The organism is Kitasatospora sp. NPDC088134 (genome assembly GCF_044741705.1).
Taxonomy (GTDB): Bacteria; Actinomycetota; Actinomycetes; order Streptomycetales; family Streptomycetaceae; genus Kitasatospora.
The window spans coordinates 20,076-39,363 of sequence record NZ_JBIUTD010000015.1; the positions used below are offsets into that span (position 1 = coordinate 20,076).

The following is a 19,288-nucleotide window of genomic DNA, read 5'->3' on the forward strand; positions in this document are numbered from 1 at the left end:
ACGTCCGGCGACCGGCACGGTCGGCGCGATGCGGGCGGACCGGCGCCGCGGATCAGCCGGTGGAGCAGATCGCCGCTGCCGTCCGCGGCCGAGGGGCTTTCGGGTGGGCGCGGCGGGCCCAGGTCCCCCGACGGGTGTCGGGCGGGAGCGGCTCGGCCGTCGGCGTCGGCCGGCCCATTTCCCGGGTGGTGCTGTTCGGTTCCGGCCGCAGCCCGTCCGGGGCGGGGTGCGGCGAGCAGTCCCGCGGTGTCGTGGGCCGGCGTCGTGAGCCTCTCGGGGCTGGTGGGCGAGGCGGTGCGCTCGCGGGATTCGGGGCAGGCGGTCATGGGGACTCCTGGCAGACAGGCGTGTACAGGGCGCGGTGTGATCTCTCGCTCGGTGCGCGAGTGGGTGGGCTGCGCGGCGGCGGTGACGGCCCGACAGCTGAGTCCGGGTCAGTACTCGCCGCCCAGGTCGGTGTCGGTGTCGTAGTAGGGGTCGGCCCGGCGGTCCGTCGGGTGCGTGGCGCGGTGGACGCCGGTGCGGAGCATCAGTGCCGTCCTGATGTCACTGCGGTCGGGGCGGTCCCGCCTGGCCAGGTCGGCGACCGTCCAGGCCACCCGGAGGACGCGGTCGAGGCCGCGGGCGGTGAGCAGGCCCCGGTCGAGGTCACGCTCGGCGTCGGCGAGCGAACCTGGTGCGAGTTGCCACCGCGTGCGCAGTTCGTGCCCAGGTACTTCGGCGTTGGTCCGCCACGGGGTGTCGGCGAGGCGAGCAGCGGCTCGTGCGCGGGCCTCCCTGACCCGCTCGGCGACAGTGGCCGTGCTCTCGGCCTTTCCGCCCTGCTGCATCAGCTCGGCCTTGGTGACTCCGGTGACCTGCACCTGGAGATCCACCCGGTCCAGCAGCGGACCGGACAGCCTCGCCTGGTAGCGGTTGACCATGACGGGTGTGCATTCGCATCCTTCTCCTCTCAGCGAGTAGCGGCCACAGGGGCAGGGGTTGGCGGCCAGGCAGAGCAGGAAGCGGGCGGGGAGCCGCATCGCGCCCGCGGCCCTGGCGATCATCACCTCCCCCGACTCCAGGGGTTGGCGCAGCGCGTCGAGCACCCTGACTTGAAACTCGGGGGCTTCGTCGAGGAACAGGACGCCGCGGTGGGCCAGGGAGACGGCGCCGGGTCTGGGCAGGCCCGTCCCGCCGCCGACGATGGCGGGCATGGTGGTCGAGTGGTGGGGGGCGCAGTACGGCGGGGTGTCGATCAGGGGCCGGTCGGGCGGGAGCAGGCCGGCCACGGAGTGGATCGCGGTCACTTCGAGGGCTTCGGCCGGAGTGAGCGCCGGGAGCAGGGCGGGGAGCCGTTCGGCCAGCATGGTCTTGCCGGCCCCGGGCGGACCCTTGAGGTACAGGTGGTGGCCGCCCGCCGCGGCGATCTCCAGGGCTCGGCGGGCTTCGTACTGCCCCGCGACGTCGGCGAGGTCGGGGCGGCCGACCTGTTCGGACATCACGTCGCGGACGCCGAGTCCGGGCAGCAGCAGTCCGGCGAACGAGGAGTCGGGGCGGCCGGTGACCAGGTCGGGTGGTTCGTCGGGGACGGGGGCGTTGGTGAGGATGGCGATGAGCTGGCGCAGGCTGCGCACGCCGAGGACGGACACTCCCGGCACCAACTCGGCCTCGGCGGCGGTCTGTTCGGCGACCACGACCTGCCGGTAGCCGGCTTCGGCGGCGGCGAGCACGGCGGGCAGGACGCCGCGCACCGGGCGCACGCGGCCGTCGAGCCCGAGCTCGCCGATGATCAGCAGGCCGTCGATCGACGCGGGGTCGAGCCGTTCGGCGGCCGCCAGGACGGCGCAGGCCACCGCCAGGTCGTACCCGCTGCCGCTCTTGGGCACGGAGGCGGGGGTGAGGCCCACGGTGAGTTTGCGCAGCGGCCATTTCTCGCCGCTGTTGGAGACGGCGGCGCGGACGCGGTCACGGGCTTCCAGGAGTGCTTTGTCGGCGAGGCCCACCAGGCTGAAGGCGGCGAGGCCGGGTTCGAGGTCCGCCTGGACCTCGACCACGACTCCGTCCACTCCGACCAGGGCGACCGAGCAGGTGCGGGCGAAGGCCATCTCAGACCGCCCCGCGCAGGTGCTCGACCTCGGCGGCGCCCTTGCGGCGGTTGACCACCGCGACCAGGTCGATCCGGACGCCGCCGGGTGGCGGCGGGGCCGGGCCGCCGGGCGGCGCCCCGGGTGATGGACCGGTCTCCCCGGGCGGCGGCCGGTCCGTCCCGGGTGATGGACCGGCCGTCCCGGGCGGTGGTTCGACCGTCCCGGCCCGGTCGGCGGACTCCGCCCGCTCGACGGCGAGCGCCAAGCGGGAGAAGTGCACCGGCCAGCGCTCCGCGAGCCACCGTTCGGCCAGGCGGCGCAGCCGGTCGGCCTTGGTGTGGTCGATGGCCTCGGACGGCTGCTGGAAACCGCGCTCGGACCTGGTCTTGACCTCGCACACGGCGAGGGTGTCCCCGTCCAGGGCGACGATGTCCAGCTCGCCCTCGGCGCAGCGCCAGTTGCGCTCCAGGATGCACAGCCCGCCCTCGGCGAGCTGGCGGGCGGCGACCTCCTCGCCGTAGCGACCGAGGCCGCTGGTGGAAATCTTGTGGGGATTCTGCACGGCAATCACCTCCGGTCGGAAGGTTGCCGTCGCAGCCCCGGAGCGTGCCAGCGAAATCCTCAGCCTGTGGATAACCCGGGCCTGTGGATAAATTGGCTCACTCGTTCGAGCGACAAATCAAAAATTGCGCTGGCCAGCCGTCGGCAGCGCCGTCCAGTCTCGGTGACCCGGGCAGCATGCTCCCAGGTCACCGCAGCCGGCGGCGGCTGAACGGGGTGGAACGGTCAGTTCCCGAACCCGGAATCGTCCGAGGGCAGCTCGAGATCGCTCTTGGCGAGCTCCTCGATGTTCACGTCCTTGAAAGTCAGCACGCGGACCTTCCGAACGAACCGGGCCGGTCGGTACATGTCCCAGACCCAGGCATCCGCCATCGACACTTCGAAGAACACCTCACCCTGCACCGAGTGCACCTGGAGGTCGTAGTCGTTCGTCAGATAGAAGCGCCGCTCGGTCTCGATCACGTACTTGAACAGGCCGACGACATCCCGGTACTCCCGGTAGAGCTTGAGCTCCATCTCGGTCTCGTACTTCTCGAGGTCTTCGGCACTCATTCCAAGCGTCCCCTCACTCGTCACGTCCACCCCATTGTGGACCACCGGACCCGTGCTCAGAGCCTTACTGGCGGTTCTGGCGGTCCTTCGGTGAGAACCCGGCCCACCAGCGCGCCCAGTTCGCGGGGGTGGACGGTCTCCCCGGTGCGTTCCAACTCACCCACCGTCCACCAGTGGGCGCCCAGCAGCAGCGCGTGCTCGTCGTCCGCCGCGCCCTCCGCCAACGCCACCTCGGCCCGCCCGATCCGGGCCAGGTGGAACCACTGCTCCTGCTCGAAGTCCCGCCCCCGATAGGAGAACTCCACCGTGCCGTACGCGATCAGCGGTCCCCACTCCACGTCCACCAGCCCGATCTCCTCGGCCAGCTCGCGCCGCGCCGCCTCGATCGGGCTCTCGCCCGGCTCGATGCCACCGCCCGGGGTGATCCACCACTCCGTCCCCGGCACGGCCGGGTCGGTGCCGCGCAGCAGCAGCACGCGGCCGTCCGGGTCCAGCAGCACCACCCGCACGGCCCTGCGCCGCTCGACGGCCATCCGGCCCACCTTCCTCCACGGGCTGCGCACGCGCCTGCGGGCCGCCCTCGGCCTCCCGGCCCCGGCGGGCCGGGTCCTCCCGTCGGTTCCCGGGTCAGGCCCTCCGCCGCCCGCGCAGCCGCCGGATCAGCGAGGCCACCCAGCCGACCGCGGAGGCCAGCACGATCAGCACCGCTCCGCCGACCGAGGTCCAGGCGGCCGGCACCAGCGGACCGGGCTCGTGCGCGCCCGGTGCGCCCAGCTCGGCAAAGGCCTCGGTGCGCTGCTGCAGCCCGGCCCGGGACATCGGCTGGACGACCGCCTCGACCCGCGCCTTCACCCCGGAGGCCGGGACGGTGCCGAAGGCCACGTCGAGGTGGCTGCGCGAGTCCATCGAGTTGCCGCGGAAGTCGCCGAGCAGGAACAGCCGGCCCTCGGGCACGGTCACCGAGAAGCCGGTGGCCATCACCTTCGCGGGCTCCAGGTACGGCTCGGTCACCGGCTTGCCGTTGACGGTGATCCGCCCGGCGGCGTCGCCGGAGACGGTGTCGCCGCCGACCGCGACGACCCGCTTCACCAGGGTCGCGTTGCCCCAGTCCTGGTCCTGGAAGACCACGATGTCGCCGCGCCCGGCCGATCCGGCGCCGGTGCGGGCGAGCACGGTGTCGCCGGACTCCAGGGTCGGGCTCATCGAGCCGGTGGGGATCTTGTAGGGCCGGTACTGGACGGCCAGCACGGCGAAGCCGCCGACCAGCATCACGAAACCGAGCGCGATCACCACGCCCTGGACGATCGACGCCACGCTCCGGCGGGGGCCCGACCCGGTCCCGGTACGCGCTGTCCGCTCCGCGACGCTGCTCATCGGCTCAGCCCTCTCCTGACGCTCACGCGCTCGGGTCGAGCGCTCGCGGCCCGACCGCCGATCGCCGTCCGGGGCTGGACAGCAGCGCGGGCCGTGGCACGTGCGAGCAGATTACTCACGAGTACCACGGCCCGCGCAAGAGTCGTTCGCGGCCGGTTCGCCACCGCTCAGCGGCGGCGCCTGCGCACCCACCACGCGAGGGGGGCGGTCAGGGTGGCTCCGGCGAGCGCCGGAGCGAGCGGCCCGCCCGCCGCGAGGCCCTTCTGGTCGAAGGTGTCCGGCACGGGCAGCGTTGCCCAGTCGCCGATCGGCCAGGCCACCACGAAGGCACGGCCGACGACGTTCCCGTTGGGAACGGTGCCGCCGCCGGGCTGGTCCATGTGGTACCGCGAGTCCAGCGAGTTGCCCCGGTGGTCGCCCATCACCCAGATCCGGCCGTCGGGCACCTTCAGCGGGCCGAACGGTTTCTCCCCGCATGGGGTGTTGCCGGGGAAGATGTACGGCTCGTCGAGCGCGACGCCGTTCACCTTGACCGGGCCCGAGCCCTGGCACTCGACGGTGTCGCCGCCGACCGCGATGACGCGCTTGATCAGGTCCTTCTCGTTGCTGGACGGCATCAGCCCGATGAAGCTGAACACGTCCTGGACGCCGCGCATGAAGGAGTTGTCGGAGCGCTGGGTCGGCTCGTCGTTCAGCCAGCCGCCCGGGTCCTTGAAGACCACGACCTCCCCGCGCTCCGGCTCCGAGCCGAACCAGGGAGTGAGCTTGTCGACCAGGACCCGGTCACCGACCTGGAGCGTGTTCTCCATCGAGCCCGAGGGGATCGAGAACGCCTGGACGAAGAAGGTCTTGATCACCAGCGCCAGGACCAGGGCGATGCCGATCAGGATCGGCAGTTCCTTCCAGAAGGAGCGCTGCTTGGGCGCCCGGACGGCCGGCGCCGACCCCTCGTCGGTCGCCTCCTCGGCCTCGGCGCCCCGGACGGCGTCGCCGTCGCCGGCCTGCGTCCCCTGGTCGCCCACCGGTTCCCCGTCGGGCTCCGGAGCACCTGAGCGGGCACCGATCACCAGATCCCCCACGACATCTCCTCCCTGCTGTGCGGACGCCCGCGCGCCCGCGCTCACCAGTGCCGCACAGCGGGCACCACACTCTGCGATCGACCGAAAACCCGCCTCTGGCTTGCCCGGGAGGGGCACGCCCGACACCAGGCCGGAACCGAGCACTTCAGCACTTCTCTATCACTCCCGGTCGGCCCAGCCGTGTCTCCACGCGCCGACCGACCCGTCAGTCGCCCACCGGTCCGCCTCCAGGACGCGGTTTCCGCCGCCGGACGAAGACCGGAAGGACGCCCAACACACCCATAACGAGTGGGGGTTCCGCAGGAACCGGCCTACCGGCCGCAGATCCTGACGCCCGCTCCGGCAATGAGGAGAGTGAATCAGGCACACCGAGTTGACCGAAGTGGGAGAGCGGCCAGGCCACCACGAAGGCCCTGCCGACCACGTTCGCCACCGGAATCGTCCCGGAGCCCGGATTGCCCATGTGGTAGCGGGAGTCGGCGGAGAGGTCGCGGTGGTCCCCCATCACCCACAGCCGCCCCTGAGGCACCGTCACCTTGAAGGTGATCCGCGAGGGGGAGTTCCCGGCCGCGATGTACGGCTCGTCCAGCGGGGTGCCGTTCACGCTGATCCGGCCCCTGTCGTCGCAGCACTCGACGGTGTCGCCACCCACGCCGATGACCCGCTTGATCAAGTCCCGTTCGCTGTCGGAGGGAAGGAGCCCCACCGCGGAGAACACCGACTTCGTCCGCCGCAGGACGGGCCCGTCGGTGGACGGCTTGTGGTCGTTCTCCAGCCACCCGCCCGGGTCCTTGAAGACCACCACCTCGCCACGGCTCGGCTCGGCCCCGAACCACGGCGTGAGCTTGTCCACCACGACCCGGTCACCGATCTGCAGGGTCTGTTCCATCGAACCGGAGGGAATCACGAACACCTGGAGCAGGAAGGTCTTCAGCACCACCGCGATGACCAGCGCCACCACCACGACCACCGGTAGCTCGCGCAGGAAGGAGCGCCGGCTGCGGCGGGCGGCCCGCTTCGCGGAACGGCGCCGCTCGGCACGGCCCCGCGCGGACCGCTCCGCGGCACCGGCCGTACCGGCCCCACCGGCGGCGTCCGTGACGGCACCGGCGGTGCCGAGCGGGCCGACGGCGCCCGCCTGGCCGCCGATGCCCTCGGCTGCGCCGTCCGCCACGGGCACGTACACCGACTCGAACTCCGGGGCGGCCGCGAAACCGAAGGCGGGGGCGGGATCAGAACCGGGGCCGGGGCCGAGGTCCGGACCGGGTCCGGTGGCGGGCAGGTGCCGGGAGCGGCCCGTGGCCACAGGGCCGGGACCGGGGCCGGCCATGCCGTCGGCGGAGTTCCGGGGTCTACCTCTGCTCCCCATGGCCACCTGTCCCCTCGATCGCGGCGAACGCCGCCGGCCGGTCGAGCGAGGTCGCCCGGCCGAGGGGGAACAGGACCCAGGAGGCCCGCCCGATCACCTTGTCCTCGGGGACGGCGCCGCCGCCGGGCTCGCCGAGGTGGTCGCGGGAGTCGCGGGAGGCACTGCGGTGGTCGCCCATCACCCACAACTTCCCGGCAGGAACCACGATGTCGAACGGTACCGCCGACGGCGCGTCGCCGGGGAACAGATAGGCGCTCTCGTCCAGCGGCACGCCGTTGACCCGGAGCCGGCCGTCGTCGCCGCAACAGGTGACCCGGTCGCCGCCCAGACCGATGACCCGCTTCACGTAGACCGTGTCGCCGACCGGGGCGAGCCCCGCCCGCGTCAACAGGCGCCGCACACCGGTCGGTTCGTCCTGGTACGGCAGGAAGGAGCCGATGCCGTCGAAGACCACCACGTCGCCCCGCTGCGGGCGGTCGCCGAAGGCGTACGCGAGCTGATCGGCCAGGACCCGATCGCCGGGCTCCAGCGTCCCCTCCATCGAACCGGAGGGCACCGCGAAGGGGCGCGCCACGAAGGCGTTCACCAGCAGCAGGGCCACCACGCAGACCGCACCGATCCACAGCAGGTCCCTCGACCACCGCCGCCCACCGGCCTCCGGCTCCGCATCGCCAGCGCCAGCGGCATCGGCATCGGCACCGGCACCGGCACCGGCACCGGCACCGGCACCAGCGTCAGCACCAGCGTCAGCACTGGCACCGGACGCGTCGTCACCGGGCGTGGCGTCCTCGGCGGTCCCGTCCAGTGCACGGCAGCCCGTAGCGGCCGGGGCGGGTGCGGAAACGCCGACGGACCGCGCCGGTGATTCCGTACCCGTGGGTGCGGAAACGCCGGCGCGGTCCGTCAGTGGCTCGTGCGTGCTCATCGGGGGTGAGCTTATCCTCCCGGTCAGTACCGGGCGGAGGGCCGACCCCCGTCAAGCGTGCGCGATCACGCGTCGCGCTTCTCCTTGATCTTCGCGGCCTTGCCGCGGAGGTCACGCAGGTAGTACAGCTTGGCGCGGCGGACCGCACCGCGGGTCACGACCTCGATCTTCTCGACGACCGGGGTGTGCACCGGGAAGGTGCGCTCGACACCGACGTTGAAGCTGACCTTGCGGACGGTGAAGGTCTCACCGATGCCGGCGCCGTGACGACGGATGACGACGCCCTGGAAGACCTGGACGCGCGAGCGGCTGCCTTCGATGACTCGGACGTGCACCTTGAGGGTGTCGCCGGGGCGGAAGGCGGGGATGTCAGTACGCAGCGAGGCCGCGTCGACAGCAGCGAGCTTGTTGCTCATCGTTGCTCTCCATCGCAGGCGCCACGGGCCGCCCACGGAAGTTCGATTCAACTGGGGTGGTGCTGCGGGCCGCTTCGGCTGACGGTGAGCCCCCCGTGGCGGGGGCACCGGTCCACTGACCCCCACGAGGGGAGCCGGGCGACAGACAACAGTCGCCTATTGTTCCACAGGGTCCGCCACGGACCGAAATCGGCCGGTGGCCTCGTCCCAGGCCAGGCCGAGCACGCTGAGTGCCTCGCGTTCCTTCTTGCTGAACGCCTCGCGCTGCCAACGGGCCACCAGGTCGGGCCGGTTGGCGAGGGTCCGGGCGAATGCCTGCTCGCGCCGCCACTGGGCGATCTTCCCGTGGTGGCCGCTGAGCAGGATCTCCGGCACCTCGCGGCCGCGCCACTCGGCGGGCTTGGTGTACACCGGGCCCTCCAGCAGGTCGGCCATCGCGCCGGGGGCGAAGGAGTCGTCCCGGTGCGACTCGGCGTTGCCGAGCACCCCGGGCAGCAGGCGGGCGATCGCCTCGACCATCACCAGCACCGCGACCTCGCCGCCGGCCAGCACGTAGTCGCCGATGGACGCCTCGACCACCGGCATCCGGGTCGCGGCCTCCTCGATGACCCGCCGGTCGATGCCCTCGTAGCGGGCGGGCGCGAAGGCCAGCCACCGGCGGGCAGCCAGGTCCTGGGCGAGCTCCTGGGTGAACGGGCGCCCACTGGGCGTCGGCACCACCAGGGTCGGCACCTCGCCCGCCGACCCGCTCTCCGCCCCGGCGGCGAGGACGGCGTCCAGCGCGGCGCCCCACGGCTCGGGCTTCATCACCATGCCGGGGCCACCGCCGTAGGGGGTGTCGTCCACGGTGCGGTGGATGTCGGTGGTCCACTGCCGCAGGTCGTGCAGGTGCACGTCGAGCTGGCCCCGGGCCCGGGCCTTGCCGACCAGCGAGACGTTCAGCGGCTCCAGGTACTCGGGGAAGATCGTGACGACGTCGATCCGCAGGTCGCTCACTCCGCGCCCCCGGAAGTCTCCGCACCCTCGGCACCCGCACCCTCGGCACCGGCTTCAACACCGGCTTCAACGCCAGCTTCGGCACCGGCTTCGGCACCACCGCCGGCCTCGGCCTCGCGGTTGGAGGCGATCACGGCGTCCACGGGGTCGATCAGGCCGGGCGGCGGGGTGATCACGGCGCGCTGCTCGTCCAGGTCGATGACGGGGACGATCTGCTCGACGAACGGGATCAGCACATCGGTGCCGTCGGGGCGCTGGACGGTGAGCAGGTCCTGGTAGGGCAGGTGGACCACCTCGGTGAGCTCGCCGACCAGGGTGCCGTCGGTCAGCACGACGTCCAGGCCGATCAGCTGGTGGTCGTAGTACTCGTCGGGGTCCTCGGGGGTCTCCTCCGGGTCGACCTCGGCGATCAGGAAGGTGCCGCGCAGCGCCTCGGCGGCGGTGCGGTCCTTGACCCCGGCGAAGCGCAGCAGCAGTCGGCCGCTGTGCACCTTGCCGGACTCGACGGTCAGCGGTCCGATGCCGGCGGGGTCGGTGAGCAGGACCGCGCCGGGGCCGAGCCGCAGCTCCGGCTCGTCGGTGCGGACCTCGACGCTGACGTCCCCGCGGATGCCGTGGGCGCGGCCGATCTTGCCGACGACGAGCTGCACGGTGATCGTTCTCCTGAGATGTGCCTGGTGGTGAGCGGGACCTGATGCGGAGCGGTACTGCGAAAAACAGTGACAGAAAAAACAGTGGCAGAAGCGGGGCCGGAAAACCGGAAGGACCGGCCGGGACGGTTGCGTCCCGGCCGGTCCTGTGACCCGGTGGCCGACCTGTCGGTCGGCGTTCGAGGAGTCAGCGGAGGCTGTCCGCGTCGACCAGATCGACCCGGACGTTGCGACCGCCGAGGGCGCCGACCACGGTGCGCAGTGCGCGCGCCGTGCGGCCGCCCCGGCCGATCACCTTGCCGAGGTCGTCGGGGTGCACCCGCACCTCGATGGTGTGCCCGCGGCGCAGGTTGCGCGAGCGGACCTGCACCTCGTCGGGGTGCTCGACGATGCCCTTCACCAGGTGGTCGAGGGCTTCCTCGATCATGCTCAGGCCTCGGTGGAAGCGGCCTCGGCCTCGTCAGCCTTGTCCGCCTTCTTGGCCTTCGGGGTGATGGCGACACCGGTGGTGGCGTCCTCGAAGCCGGCGACGGCCTTGGCGAACAGGTGCGAGAAGTCCTCGGTCTTGGGCTCGGCCACCTTCAGCGGCTCCGGAGCCGGCAGGCCCTTGAACTTCTGCCAGTCGCCGGTCAGCTTGAGGATGGCGAGGACCGGCTCGGTCGGCTGGGCGCCGACGGACAGCCAGTACTGGGCGCGCTCGCCGTCGACCTCGATCTTCGAGGGGTTGTAGGTCGGCTGGTAGACGCCGATCTCCTCGATCGCGCGGCCGTCGCGCTTGGTGCGCGAGTCGGCGACGACGATGCGGTAGTGCGGGGAGCGGATCTTGCCCAGACGCTTCAGCTTGATCTTGACGGCCACGGGTGTGGTTCTCCTGGTCTTGACTGGTCTTGACGTGGGTGAGCAGCGCTCCGCCGCGTGGGGACGCGGCGCGAGGTGCCGTTCAGTGGACACGCCAGCCTCAAGGAGAGAGGGTCCTGCTTGGCTGCCGAGTACTCAGCTGTCCATTCTGCCACACCGCCCAGGCCCCCCGGACCGCGCCCCCGCACGGCTCGGCAGGACCCACTGGTGTCGTCGGGCCGCTCGGGCCCGGGCAACAGCTGTACGTCGCAACAGGATTCGGCAACAGGATCGAGCGTCGACCGCCCCGCCCCGGATCGGGGCCGGCCGACCGTGCCGGACCGGTTCGCGGGCACCCCGCCCGCGTCCCGGCTCAGGCGATCTTGAACGGCTGCTGGCAGGCGCCGCAGACGATGGAGGCCTGCGCCAGCACGGACGGGACCACGCGCACGTTGCGACCGCAGCCGCACACCGCCTTGACCCGGACGCCGCCGCCCGAGGAGCCGTGCCTGGCGGCCGGCCCGCGGAACGCGCGGTGGTTGCCCTCGCCGGCCACGGCGAGCTGGTGCGCCCCGAGCGCGCGGTCGAGACGCTCGATCGTCCCGGCGTAGCGGTCGCGGGTCTCGTGACCCATCGTCACCTGGGAGAAGCCGCTGCTGGCGTGCGGCTCGACCGGGTGGGCCAGGCCCAGCTCGGAGGCGAGCAGCAGGAAGCGCCGGTTGTGGTAGCGGCCGGCCCGCGAGGTGTCGCGGATCTCCCGGGCGGCGGCGAGACCGTGGGCGGCCTCGTGCAGCAGTCGCTCGAAGTTGAGCTGGGTGCCGCAGGCCGACGAGGACTCGCCGATCAGCGCCTCGGGAGACGCCAGGTCGGGCAGGTCCCGGTGGTGGGCCTGGATGTCACTCCAGGCGGCGGCCAGTTCGGCCGCGAGGACGAGGGGCTGTGTCGTGCTCACGCTGTACCAACGATGGGGTGAGAGCCGATGTTCCGGCGGGTTCCGTTGTTCGGGAATTCCCAGCGAACTCTCAGGAATGCATGTCCGCGCGCGATGTGCGCGGCTCCGATCTGACGCAAGACCAACCCCCTGCACGTTTGGACCCGACGGGTTTCGCCGGGCACTCGACACCCGTCGCGGAGCCCAACATCCCCACGGCGGACGGCCCGCGACCTGTCCGAAAATTGACAGGGCCACGGGCCGTACACCGTACCGCTTGTGGACCACCCCGGGGAGTTGACTGGTCAGTAGTCTCAATTACCAGTACGTGGACCGGGGTTCCGGAATTGTCCGGAACCCCGTTTCCCCCGCAGTTCGGCGCGGTGCGTGCACCGCGCGCCCGGATTCCGCTGCCCGCCCCTCGGACGGGCCGCCCCCGGAGGGGCCGGCGGGCGCGGGCGGGTCAGTACGCGCGGGCGACCAGGGCGAGGTTGCCGGGCTGGTCGTCGGCGGCCGGGACGGTGCCGTCCGCGGCGACGATGCAGCGCACCGACACGCCCTGCTCGGCCAGCTTGGCCTCGCCCTCGGGGCCGAGCTCGGCCCAGGAGATCCGGCCCCAGCCGGTGGCGGCGGCCTCGACGGCCTCGTCGACGGTCTTGACGTCGACGGTGCGGGACTCGCGGCGCTCGCGGGACTCGCGCAGCAGCTGCGCCTGGTCCTCCTCCAGGATGCCGGGGACGATCGCGGCCAGGGAGTCGACCTGGACCGGCTCCTTGCCGCCGGCGATCCGGCGGACCAGCATCGCGGTGCCGGCCTCCAGGTCGCGCGGGCCGACCTCGATCCGCAGCGGGACGCCCTTGAGCTCCCAGTCCACGGCGCGGCGGCCGAACGGGGTGTCGGTGCGGTCGTCGACCACCACGCGCACGCCCGCAGCCTCCAGCGCGGCGCCGATCTCGCGGACCTTCGCCAGCACGGCGTCCTCGCCCTTGATGGCGAGCACCACGACCTGGACAGCGGCGAGCCGCGGCGGAACCCGCAGGCCGTTGTCGTCACCGTGGGACATGATCAGGCCGCCGACCATCCGGGTCGAGACGCCCCAGGAGGTCTGCCAGACGTACTCGCGCTCGGCGCCCTGCAGCTGGTAGGTGGTGTTGAACGCCTTGGCGAAGTTCTGGCCCAGCTCGTGGCTGGTGCCCATCTGCAGCGCCTTGCCGTCCCCCATCATGCCTTCGAGAGTGAGGGTGTTGATGGCGCCGGCGAAGCGCTCCTTGGCGGTCTTCCGGCCGAGCACCACGTCGATGCCGAGCACGTTGGTCATGAAGTCGCCGTACACGTCGGTGTGGATCAGCGAGGCGTAGTCGCGGGCGTCCTCGTAGGTGGCGTGGGCGGTGTGGCCCTCCTGCCAGAGGAACTCGGTGGTGCGCAGGAAGACCCGCGGGCGCAGCTCCCAACGGACCACGTTGGCCCACTGGTTGATCAGCAGCGGCAGGTCGCGGTGGCTCTGCACCCACTTGGAGAAGTACTCGTTGATGATCGTCTCGGAGGTGGGCCGGACCACGACCGGCTCGTCCAGCTCCTTGCCGCCGCCGTGGGTGACCACCGCGAGCTCGGGGGCGAAGCCCTCGACGTGCTCGGCCTCCTTCGTCAGGTAGGACTGCGGGATGAACATCGGGAAGTAGGCGTTCTGGGCGCCCGCCTTCTTGATCCGCGCGTCCATCTCCTGCTGCATCCGCTCCCACAGGCCGTAGCCGTACGGTCGGATGACCATGGTGCCGCGCACCGGACCGTTGTCGGCCAGCTCGGCCTTGTTGATGAGGTCCTGGTACCAGCGGGGGAAGTCTTCCGCCTGGGGAGTGAGAACGGGTGCCTTAGCCATGCGCCGAATGGTACGGAAAACCGGGCCCGGACCGTGAATCCGGGTCACCCGGCCCGTGGACCCGGATCGTCCGCACCGTGTTTCCGGGTCACCCGGACCGTGTTCCCGGATCGCCCGGCCCGCGGGTCCGGCGGCCCCGGCCGGGCGGACCGCGCCGCGCCCGCGCACACCCCGGGGCGCACACCCGCGGCGCACGGATACCTGCTCGCACCCCTCTGGACGGCGCGGTCCGCCCGCTGTTCGCTGGAGGAGGGGCCGGGGGGCCGGGCTGCGGGTGCCGCAGCCGATTCCGAGGAGCGAATGGGAGGCCGCGATGGCTTCGGCGCAGATGATCGGCAGCACCGTGGACCGGGTCCGGACCGACCCGACGGCGGTGCGGCGCGGTCGGGCGCGGGACTGGGCGGAGATCCAGGAGCGCATGCTCGTCCCCCTCTACCTGGACGTTTACCGCCGGCTGGAGGTCGGCGCGGCCACCAGCCTGCTCGGGGTCGGCTGCCGTTCGGGGCTGGCGCTGCTGCTGGCCGAGGGGCGCGGCGCGCAGGTCGCGGGGGTGGAGGCGGACGGCGAGCTGCGGGAGCTGGCGCGGGCCCGCGGGCTGCAGGTGGGGTCCGCCGGGGCGGGCGGCGCGGTCGCCCGTTCGGCGCACCCCGTCCCCCGCCCGGCGCACTCCCTGGTGACGGTTTTCGAGCAGCCGCCGACGCCGGGGGCGGTCGCCCGGGCGGCCGAGCGGGTGCTGCCCGGCGGGCAGTTGGTGGTGGCGGCCTGGGGCCCGGCGGAGCACTGCGAGAGCGCGGCGGTGCTGGCGGTGGCGGGGCGGTACGCCCCGTCCGGCGCGCCGGACCCGTTCGCGCCGGACCCGTTCGCGGCGGGCGCCCCGGGCGGGCTGGAGTCGCTGCTGGCCGCCGCCGGGACCCGGCCGGTCGGCGGCGGGACGGTGGGCTGCCCGTTCGCCTACGCGGGCCTGGACTCGGCGGTCCGCGGCCTGCTCTCCACCGGCCTGTTCGACCGGGCGGAGCGGGCCGCGGGCCCGACGCTGCTGGTCAAGGAGCTGGAGGAGGCGCTGCACCCGTACCTGCGCCCGGACGGCTCGGTGCGGATGGCGAACGTGTTCCGCTGGGCGGTCGGCACCCGCCCGCGGAGCTGACGCCCCCTCAAGCGCCCCGGCCCCGGGCCGGAGCGCCTGCGAGAACCCCGGACACGGGGCCCCCGGGGGATACGAGGCCCCCGGAACGCCCCGTCAGGAGCGCTCCAGCCCGGCCGCGGCGTACGCGGCGTCCTCGTCCAGGGTCTCGGCCTCCAGCAGGGCGGCGGCCAGCGCGTCGAGGCGGTCGCGGTGCCGGTGCAGCAGCGCGACGGCCTCCTCCCAGCACTCGGCGACGATCCGGCGGGCCTCCTCGTCGACGGCGTCCAGCGTGGTCGGGGCGGCGGCCAGGCCGTACGGGGACTGGCCGTCGTCGGGGATGGCGGTGACCCGGCCGACCCGTTCGCTCATGCCCCAGCGGCCGGCCATCGCGCGGGCGATGGTGGTGAGCTGTTCGAGGTCGTTCTCGGCGCCGGTGGTGACCACCCCGTACACCACCTGCTCGGCGGCCATCCCGCCGAGCGCGCCGATGATCCGGCCGCGCAGGTAGGGCTCGGTGTAGGAGTAGCGGTCGGTGTCGGGGGTGGAGAGGGTGACGCCGAGGGCGCGGCCGCGCGGCACGATGGTGATCTTGCGGACGGGGTCTGCGCCGGGCTGGAGCATGCCGAGCAGGGCGTGGCCGGACTCGTGGAAGGCGGTCCGCTCGCGTTCCTGCTGGGGCATCACCAGCGGCCGGACGGCGCCGAGTTGGACCTTCTCCAGGGCTTCGGAGAGGTCCTCCTGGTCGACCGCGTCCTGCTTGCGCTTGACCGCGAGCAGCGCTGCCTCGTTGACCAGGTTGGCCAGGTCGGCGCCGGTCATGCCGGGCGTGCTGCGGGCGACGGTGTCCAGGTCGGTGCCCTCGGCGAGCGGGACCTGCCGGGTGTGGATGCGCAGGATCTGCGCGCGGCCGGTCCGGTCGGGCGGGCTGACGGTGATCCGGCGGTCGAACCGGCCGGGGCGGAGCAGGGCGGGGTCGAGGATCTCGGCCCGGTTGGTGGCGGCGATCACGATGACGCCCTCGGAGCCGGAGAAGCCGTCCATCTCGGTGAGGATCTGGTTGAGGGTCTGCTCGCGCTCGTCGTGGCCGCCCATGCCGCCACCGCCGCCGCGCTGGCGGCCGATGGTGTCGATCTCGTCGATGAAGACGATCGCGGGGGCGACCTTGCGGGCCTCGGCGAAGAGTTCGCGGACCCGGCTGGCGCCGACGCCGACGATCATCTCGATGAACTCGGAGGCGGAGGCGGAGAAGAACGGCACGTCGGCCTCCCCCGCGACGGCGCGGGCCAGCAGGGTCTTGCCGGTGCCGGGCGGGCCGGAGAGCAGGACGCCGCGCGGCATCTTGGCGCCGAGCCGGCGGTACGCCTGCGGGTTCTTCAGGAAGTCGACCACCTCGCTGAGTTCGGCCTCGACCTCGTCGATGCCCGCGACGTCCTTGAAGGTGGTGCGCCGGCCCTGGCTGGTGTCGACCGGCTTGGGCGGGGCCTTGCGGCCGAGCGCGCCGCCGCCGATGCCGCCGGACATCCGGCGGGCCAGCAGCACCCAGACGCCGATCAGCAGCAGCATCGGGGCCAGCGAGATCAGCAGGTTGGCGAGGAAGCTGCGCTGCTGGACGACCGGGCTGGCGGTGACCTCGACGTTCTGCGCCTGCAGGGTGCCCCAGATGTTGTCGTTGGCGAACGCCGGGCGCTGGGTGGTGAAGTCGGTGTAGTCGCCCTTGCCGTCGTCGGGCTTGGGCTGCTTGTTCTTGAGCGTGCCCTCGATGGCGTCGCCCTTGGAGTAGATCTTGGTGATGTTGCCGCCGCCGAGCTGCTTGGTGAACTCGGTGTACGAGATCGTGGTCGACCCGCCGTTGCCGAAGAAGCTCAGCAGCAGGTCGGACAGCAGGAACACCACCAGCGCGGTGAGGATCAGCGCCGTCCAGCCGCCGGGCATCTTCCGCTTGGGCGGCGGCGGGGGCGGGGCCCCCTCGGAGCGCCAGGGCTGGTCGGGGGTCTGGCGCGGCGGCACGGGATTGCTCACCTGTCGGACAATACGGACATTCCACCGGTGCGCCGGTGCGCAACGCCGCCGCGCGGCCACCCCCGTCGCCCGGCCGGCGGGCCCGGCCGCCCCGTTCGCGCCCGGCCGGCGCCCCCGTTCGCTCAGCCGACGGGCGTCGGCCACTCCTCCGCCGTCAGCGCGAAGCGCTCGTGGTCGCGCCAGGCGTCCTGCAGGAACAGCATCCGCGGGGTGGTGCCCTCGTGCCGGAAGCCCAGCCGCCGCGCCATCGCCACCGAGCGCTCGTTGGCCGGCTGCACGTTGATCTCCAGCCGGTGCAGGCCCAGCCCGCCCAGCGCGACCGGCGTGAAGCAGCGCTCCACCACCAGCCGCATGCCCTCGGTCATCCGCCCCGTGCCGGTGAACGGCGCGTACGCGTCGTAGCCGAGCACCCCGTTGCAGAACCGGGCCATCACGATGTTCGCCACGTTGCACTTGCCGACCAGGCCGCCGGTCTCGGTGTCCACGATCAGGAAGGTCCGCAGGCCCGCGCCCTGACGGCTCAACAGGTCCGGCAGCCCGTCCGGCTCCACCGGGTTCCACACCCCGATGTGCGCGGCGGAACGGCGCACCGCCTCGGCGTAGGGGACGACGTCATCGGGGCGGGGGGATCGGATCGTCACGCGCATGGGGGACATCATCGCGCACGGAGCAACCCGAACGACCCGAACAGCGGCGCGAACGAACAACGGGTCCGGACGAGCAGCGGGCCGGACGAGCAGCGGGCCGGACGAGCAGCGGCGCGCGGCGCCGCCGACCGCCCCGGGGGACGGTGGGTGGGGCCGCGCGCCGCTGACGGTGCGTCGCGGGGGCGCCCGCCGCTACAGCAGGTCCTTGAACTCCTTGGGCAGGTCGAAGTCGGCCGGGCCCTTGCCCGCGCCGAGGCCGAACGCGCCGCCCGGCTGGGCGCCCTGGCCCGGGCCGAGGGCGCGGCGCTCGGCGGCCGCGGCCTCCTCCTGGGCCCGCTTGAGCGGGTTGCCGCTCTTGCGCTTGCCCTTGGCCTGCGGGGCCTTCTTGGCGGACTTCTTCGAGCCGCCGCCCATCCCGGGGATGCCCGGCATGCCGGGGATGCCCTTGCCGGAGGCCATCGCGGACATCATCTTGCGGGCCTCGAAGAACCGCTCGACCAGGCTGGAGACCTCGCCGACCTGGACGCCGGAGCCCTTGGCGATGCGCAGCCGGCGCGAGCCGTTGATCAGCTTCGGGTCGGACCGCTCGGCGGGCGTCATCGACTTGATGATCGCGCCGACCCGGTTGACGTCCTTGTCGTCGATGTTGTTGATCTGGTCCCGGATCTGGCCCATGCCGGGGAGCATGCCGAGCAGCTTGGAGATCGAGCCCATCTTCTGGACCTGCTCCAGCTGCGACAGGAAGTCGTCGAGCGTGAAGTCCTTGCCACCGCCGCTCTGCAGCTTGGCGGCCATCTTCTCGGCCTCGGCCTGCGAGAAGGTCTGCTCGGCCTTCTCGATCAGCGAGAGGACGTCGCCCATGCCGAGGATGCGCGAGGCCATCCGGTCGGGGTGGAAGGCGTCGAAGTCGTCGACCTTCTCGCCGTTGGAGGCGAACATGATCTGACGGCCGGTCACGTGCGCGACCGAGAGCGCGGCACCGCCGCGGGCGTCGCCGTCGAGCTTGGAGAGCACCACGCCGGTGAAGTCGACGCCCTCGAGGAAGGCCTGTGCGGTGGTGACCGCGTCCTGGCCGACCATGGCGTCGACCACGAACAGGACCTCGTCCGGGTCGATCGCGGCGCGGATGTCCGCGGCCTGCTGCATCAGCTCGGCGTCGATGCCGAGGCGGCCGGCGGTGTCGACGATCACCACGTCGTACTGCTTCTGCTTGGCGTACTCGATCGAGTCGCGGGCGACCTGCACCGGGTCGCCGACGCCGTTGCCGGGCTGCGGGCCGTAGAAGGCGACGCCGGCCCGCTCGGCGACCACGCCGAGCTGGGTGACGGCGTTGGGGCGCTGGAGGTCGCAGGCGACCAGCAGCGGGGTGTGCTTCTGGGACTTCAGCCAGTGGCCGAGCTTGCCGGCCAGGGTGGTCTTGCCCGCGCCCTGGAGGCCGGCCAGCATGATCACGGTCGGGCCGGTCTTGGCGAACCGCAGGCGGCGGGTCTCGCCACCGAGGATGCTGATCAGCTCCTCGTTGACGATCTTGATGATCTGCTGGGCCGGGTTCAGCGCGCCGGAGACCTCGGAACCGAGCGCCCGGTCCTTGATCTGCTTGATGAAGGCCCGGACCACGGGGAGCGCGACGTCCGCCTCCAGCAGGGCGATCCGGATCTCGCGCGCGGTGGCGTCGATGTCCGCCTCGCTGAGACGGCCCTTGCCCCGGAGGTTCTTGAACGTCGCTGCGAGGCGGTCGGAGAGAGTGTCGAACACGTCGGTCGCGGGTCCCTTGCGGCATCGAGTACGGGTACTGTCGTCGCCCCCAAGGGTAGCCGTACCCCCGGTGGGCGGTCTGCGCCCCTGTGCGGACGGGCCCCGGACG

18 protein-coding genes and 1 pseudogene are annotated in these 19,288 nt (G+C 72.6%); 1 reads left to right on the plus strand and 18 read right to left on the minus strand.

What is annotated here, in order from left to right; all coding sequences use genetic code 11:
* Nucleotides 1–434 precede the first annotated feature (434 nt).
* The 15 genes and pseudogenes from ACIOHG_RS22775 to proS form a co-directional block, all read right to left on the minus strand.
* Nucleotides 435–2,087 (minus strand): YifB family Mg chelatase-like AAA ATPase, encoded by a 1,653-nt coding sequence (locus ACIOHG_RS22775; protein WP_400953424.1) that lies wholly within the window; start codon nt 2,085–2,087, stop codon nt 435–437.
* 268 nt (nt 2,088–2,355) lie between these two features.
* Nucleotides 2,356–2,640: pseudogene (locus ACIOHG_RS22780) on the minus strand (YraN family protein); the annotation flags it as partial.
* Nucleotides 2,641–2,855: 215 nt separating this feature from the next.
* Complete coding sequence (locus ACIOHG_RS22785) at nt 2,856–3,182, minus strand: DUF2469 domain-containing protein (RefSeq protein ID WP_014138274.1); 327 nt, start codon at nt 3,180–3,182, stop codon at nt 2,856–2,858.
* A 56-nt stretch (nt 3,183–3,238) separates the two neighbouring features.
* Nucleotides 3,239–3,715: an NUDIX hydrolase gene (locus tag ACIOHG_RS22790; protein ID WP_400953425.1), complete on the minus strand. Its 477-nt coding sequence runs from the start codon at nt 3,713–3,715 to the stop codon at nt 3,239–3,241.
* 94 nt (nt 3,716–3,809) lie between these two features.
* Nucleotides 3,810–4,496, minus strand: coding sequence for a signal peptidase I (lepB, locus tag ACIOHG_RS22795; RefSeq protein ID WP_400953426.1), 687 nt, complete (start codon nt 4,494–4,496; stop codon nt 3,810–3,812).
* 227 nt (nt 4,497–4,723) lie between these two features.
* Nucleotides 4,724–5,626: a signal peptidase I gene (gene lepB, locus ACIOHG_RS22800; protein ID WP_400953548.1), complete on the minus strand. Its 903-nt coding sequence runs from the start codon at nt 5,624–5,626 to the stop codon at nt 4,724–4,726.
* A gap of 214 nt (nt 5,627–5,840) precedes the next feature.
* Nucleotides 5,841–6,941, minus strand: a complete 1,101-nt coding sequence (gene lepB / locus ACIOHG_RS22805; RefSeq protein ID WP_400953427.1) for a signal peptidase I — start codon at nt 6,939–6,941, stop codon at nt 5,841–5,843.
* A 46-nt stretch (nt 6,942–6,987) separates the two neighbouring features.
* Nucleotides 6,988–7,929, minus strand: coding sequence for a signal peptidase I (gene lepB / locus ACIOHG_RS22810; protein ID WP_400953428.1), 942 nt, complete (start codon nt 7,927–7,929; stop codon nt 6,988–6,990).
* Nucleotides 7,930–7,994: 65 nt separating this feature from the next.
* Nucleotides 7,995–8,345, minus strand: coding sequence for a 50S ribosomal protein L19 (gene rplS / locus ACIOHG_RS22815; RefSeq protein ID WP_014138268.1), 351 nt, complete (start codon nt 8,343–8,345; stop codon nt 7,995–7,997).
* 156 nt (nt 8,346–8,501) lie between these two features.
* Nucleotides 8,502–9,332 carry a tRNA (guanosine(37)-N1)-methyltransferase TrmD gene (gene trmD, locus ACIOHG_RS22820; protein WP_400953549.1) on the minus strand — a complete coding sequence of 277 codons (831 nt, stop codon included), beginning with the start codon at nt 9,330–9,332 and terminating at the stop codon, nt 8,502–8,504.
* Nucleotides 9,333–9,337: 5 nt separating this feature from the next.
* Entirely contained in the window at nt 9,338–9,991 is a 654-nt protein-coding gene (gene rimM, locus ACIOHG_RS22825; protein ID WP_400953429.1) for a ribosome maturation factor RimM, read from the minus strand.
* 187 nt (nt 9,992–10,178) lie between these two features.
* Nucleotides 10,179–10,418 carry an RNA-binding protein gene (locus ACIOHG_RS22830; RefSeq protein ID WP_030458813.1) on the minus strand — a complete coding sequence of 80 codons (240 nt, stop codon included), beginning with the start codon at nt 10,416–10,418 and terminating at the stop codon, nt 10,179–10,181.
* A gap of 2 nt (nt 10,419–10,420) precedes the next feature.
* Nucleotides 10,421–10,849: a 30S ribosomal protein S16 gene (gene rpsP / locus ACIOHG_RS22835; protein ID WP_400953430.1), complete on the minus strand. Its 429-nt coding sequence runs from the start codon at nt 10,847–10,849 to the stop codon at nt 10,421–10,423.
* 352 nt (nt 10,850–11,201) lie between these two features.
* A complete protein-coding gene (locus ACIOHG_RS22840; RefSeq protein WP_400953431.1) occupies nt 11,202–11,780 on the minus strand; it encodes a hypothetical protein in 579 nt (192 codons plus the stop codon).
* Between the two features lie 442 nt (nt 11,781–12,222).
* Nucleotides 12,223–13,635 (minus strand): proline--tRNA ligase, encoded by a 1,413-nt coding sequence (proS, locus tag ACIOHG_RS22845; RefSeq protein ID WP_400953432.1) that lies wholly within the window; start codon nt 13,633–13,635, stop codon nt 12,223–12,225.
* Nucleotides 13,636–13,948: 313 nt separating this feature from the next.
* On the opposite strand from proS, the gene ACIOHG_RS22850 reads away from it, so the two are divergent.
* A complete protein-coding gene (locus ACIOHG_RS22850; protein ID WP_400953433.1) occupies nt 13,949–14,779 on the plus strand; it encodes a class I SAM-dependent methyltransferase in 831 nt (276 codons plus the stop codon).
* A 93-nt stretch (nt 14,780–14,872) separates the two neighbouring features.
* Here the strand turns inward: ACIOHG_RS22850 and ftsH are convergent, their stop codons facing one another.
* The 3 genes from ftsH to ffh form a co-directional block, all read right to left on the minus strand.
* A complete protein-coding gene (gene ftsH / locus ACIOHG_RS22855) occupies nt 14,873–16,777 on the minus strand; it encodes an ATP-dependent zinc metalloprotease FtsH (RefSeq protein WP_400953434.1) in 1,905 nt (634 codons plus the stop codon).
* A 122-nt stretch (nt 16,778–16,899) separates the two neighbouring features.
* Nucleotides 16,900–17,424 (minus strand): GNAT family N-acetyltransferase, encoded by a 525-nt coding sequence (locus tag ACIOHG_RS22860; RefSeq protein ID WP_400953435.1) that lies wholly within the window; start codon nt 17,422–17,424, stop codon nt 16,900–16,902.
* Nucleotides 17,425–17,616: 192 nt separating this feature from the next.
* Nucleotides 17,617–19,179: a signal recognition particle protein gene (ffh, locus tag ACIOHG_RS22865; RefSeq protein ID WP_400953436.1), complete on the minus strand. Its 1,563-nt coding sequence runs from the start codon at nt 19,177–19,179 to the stop codon at nt 17,617–17,619.
* Nucleotides 19,180–19,288: the final 109 nt, after the last annotated feature.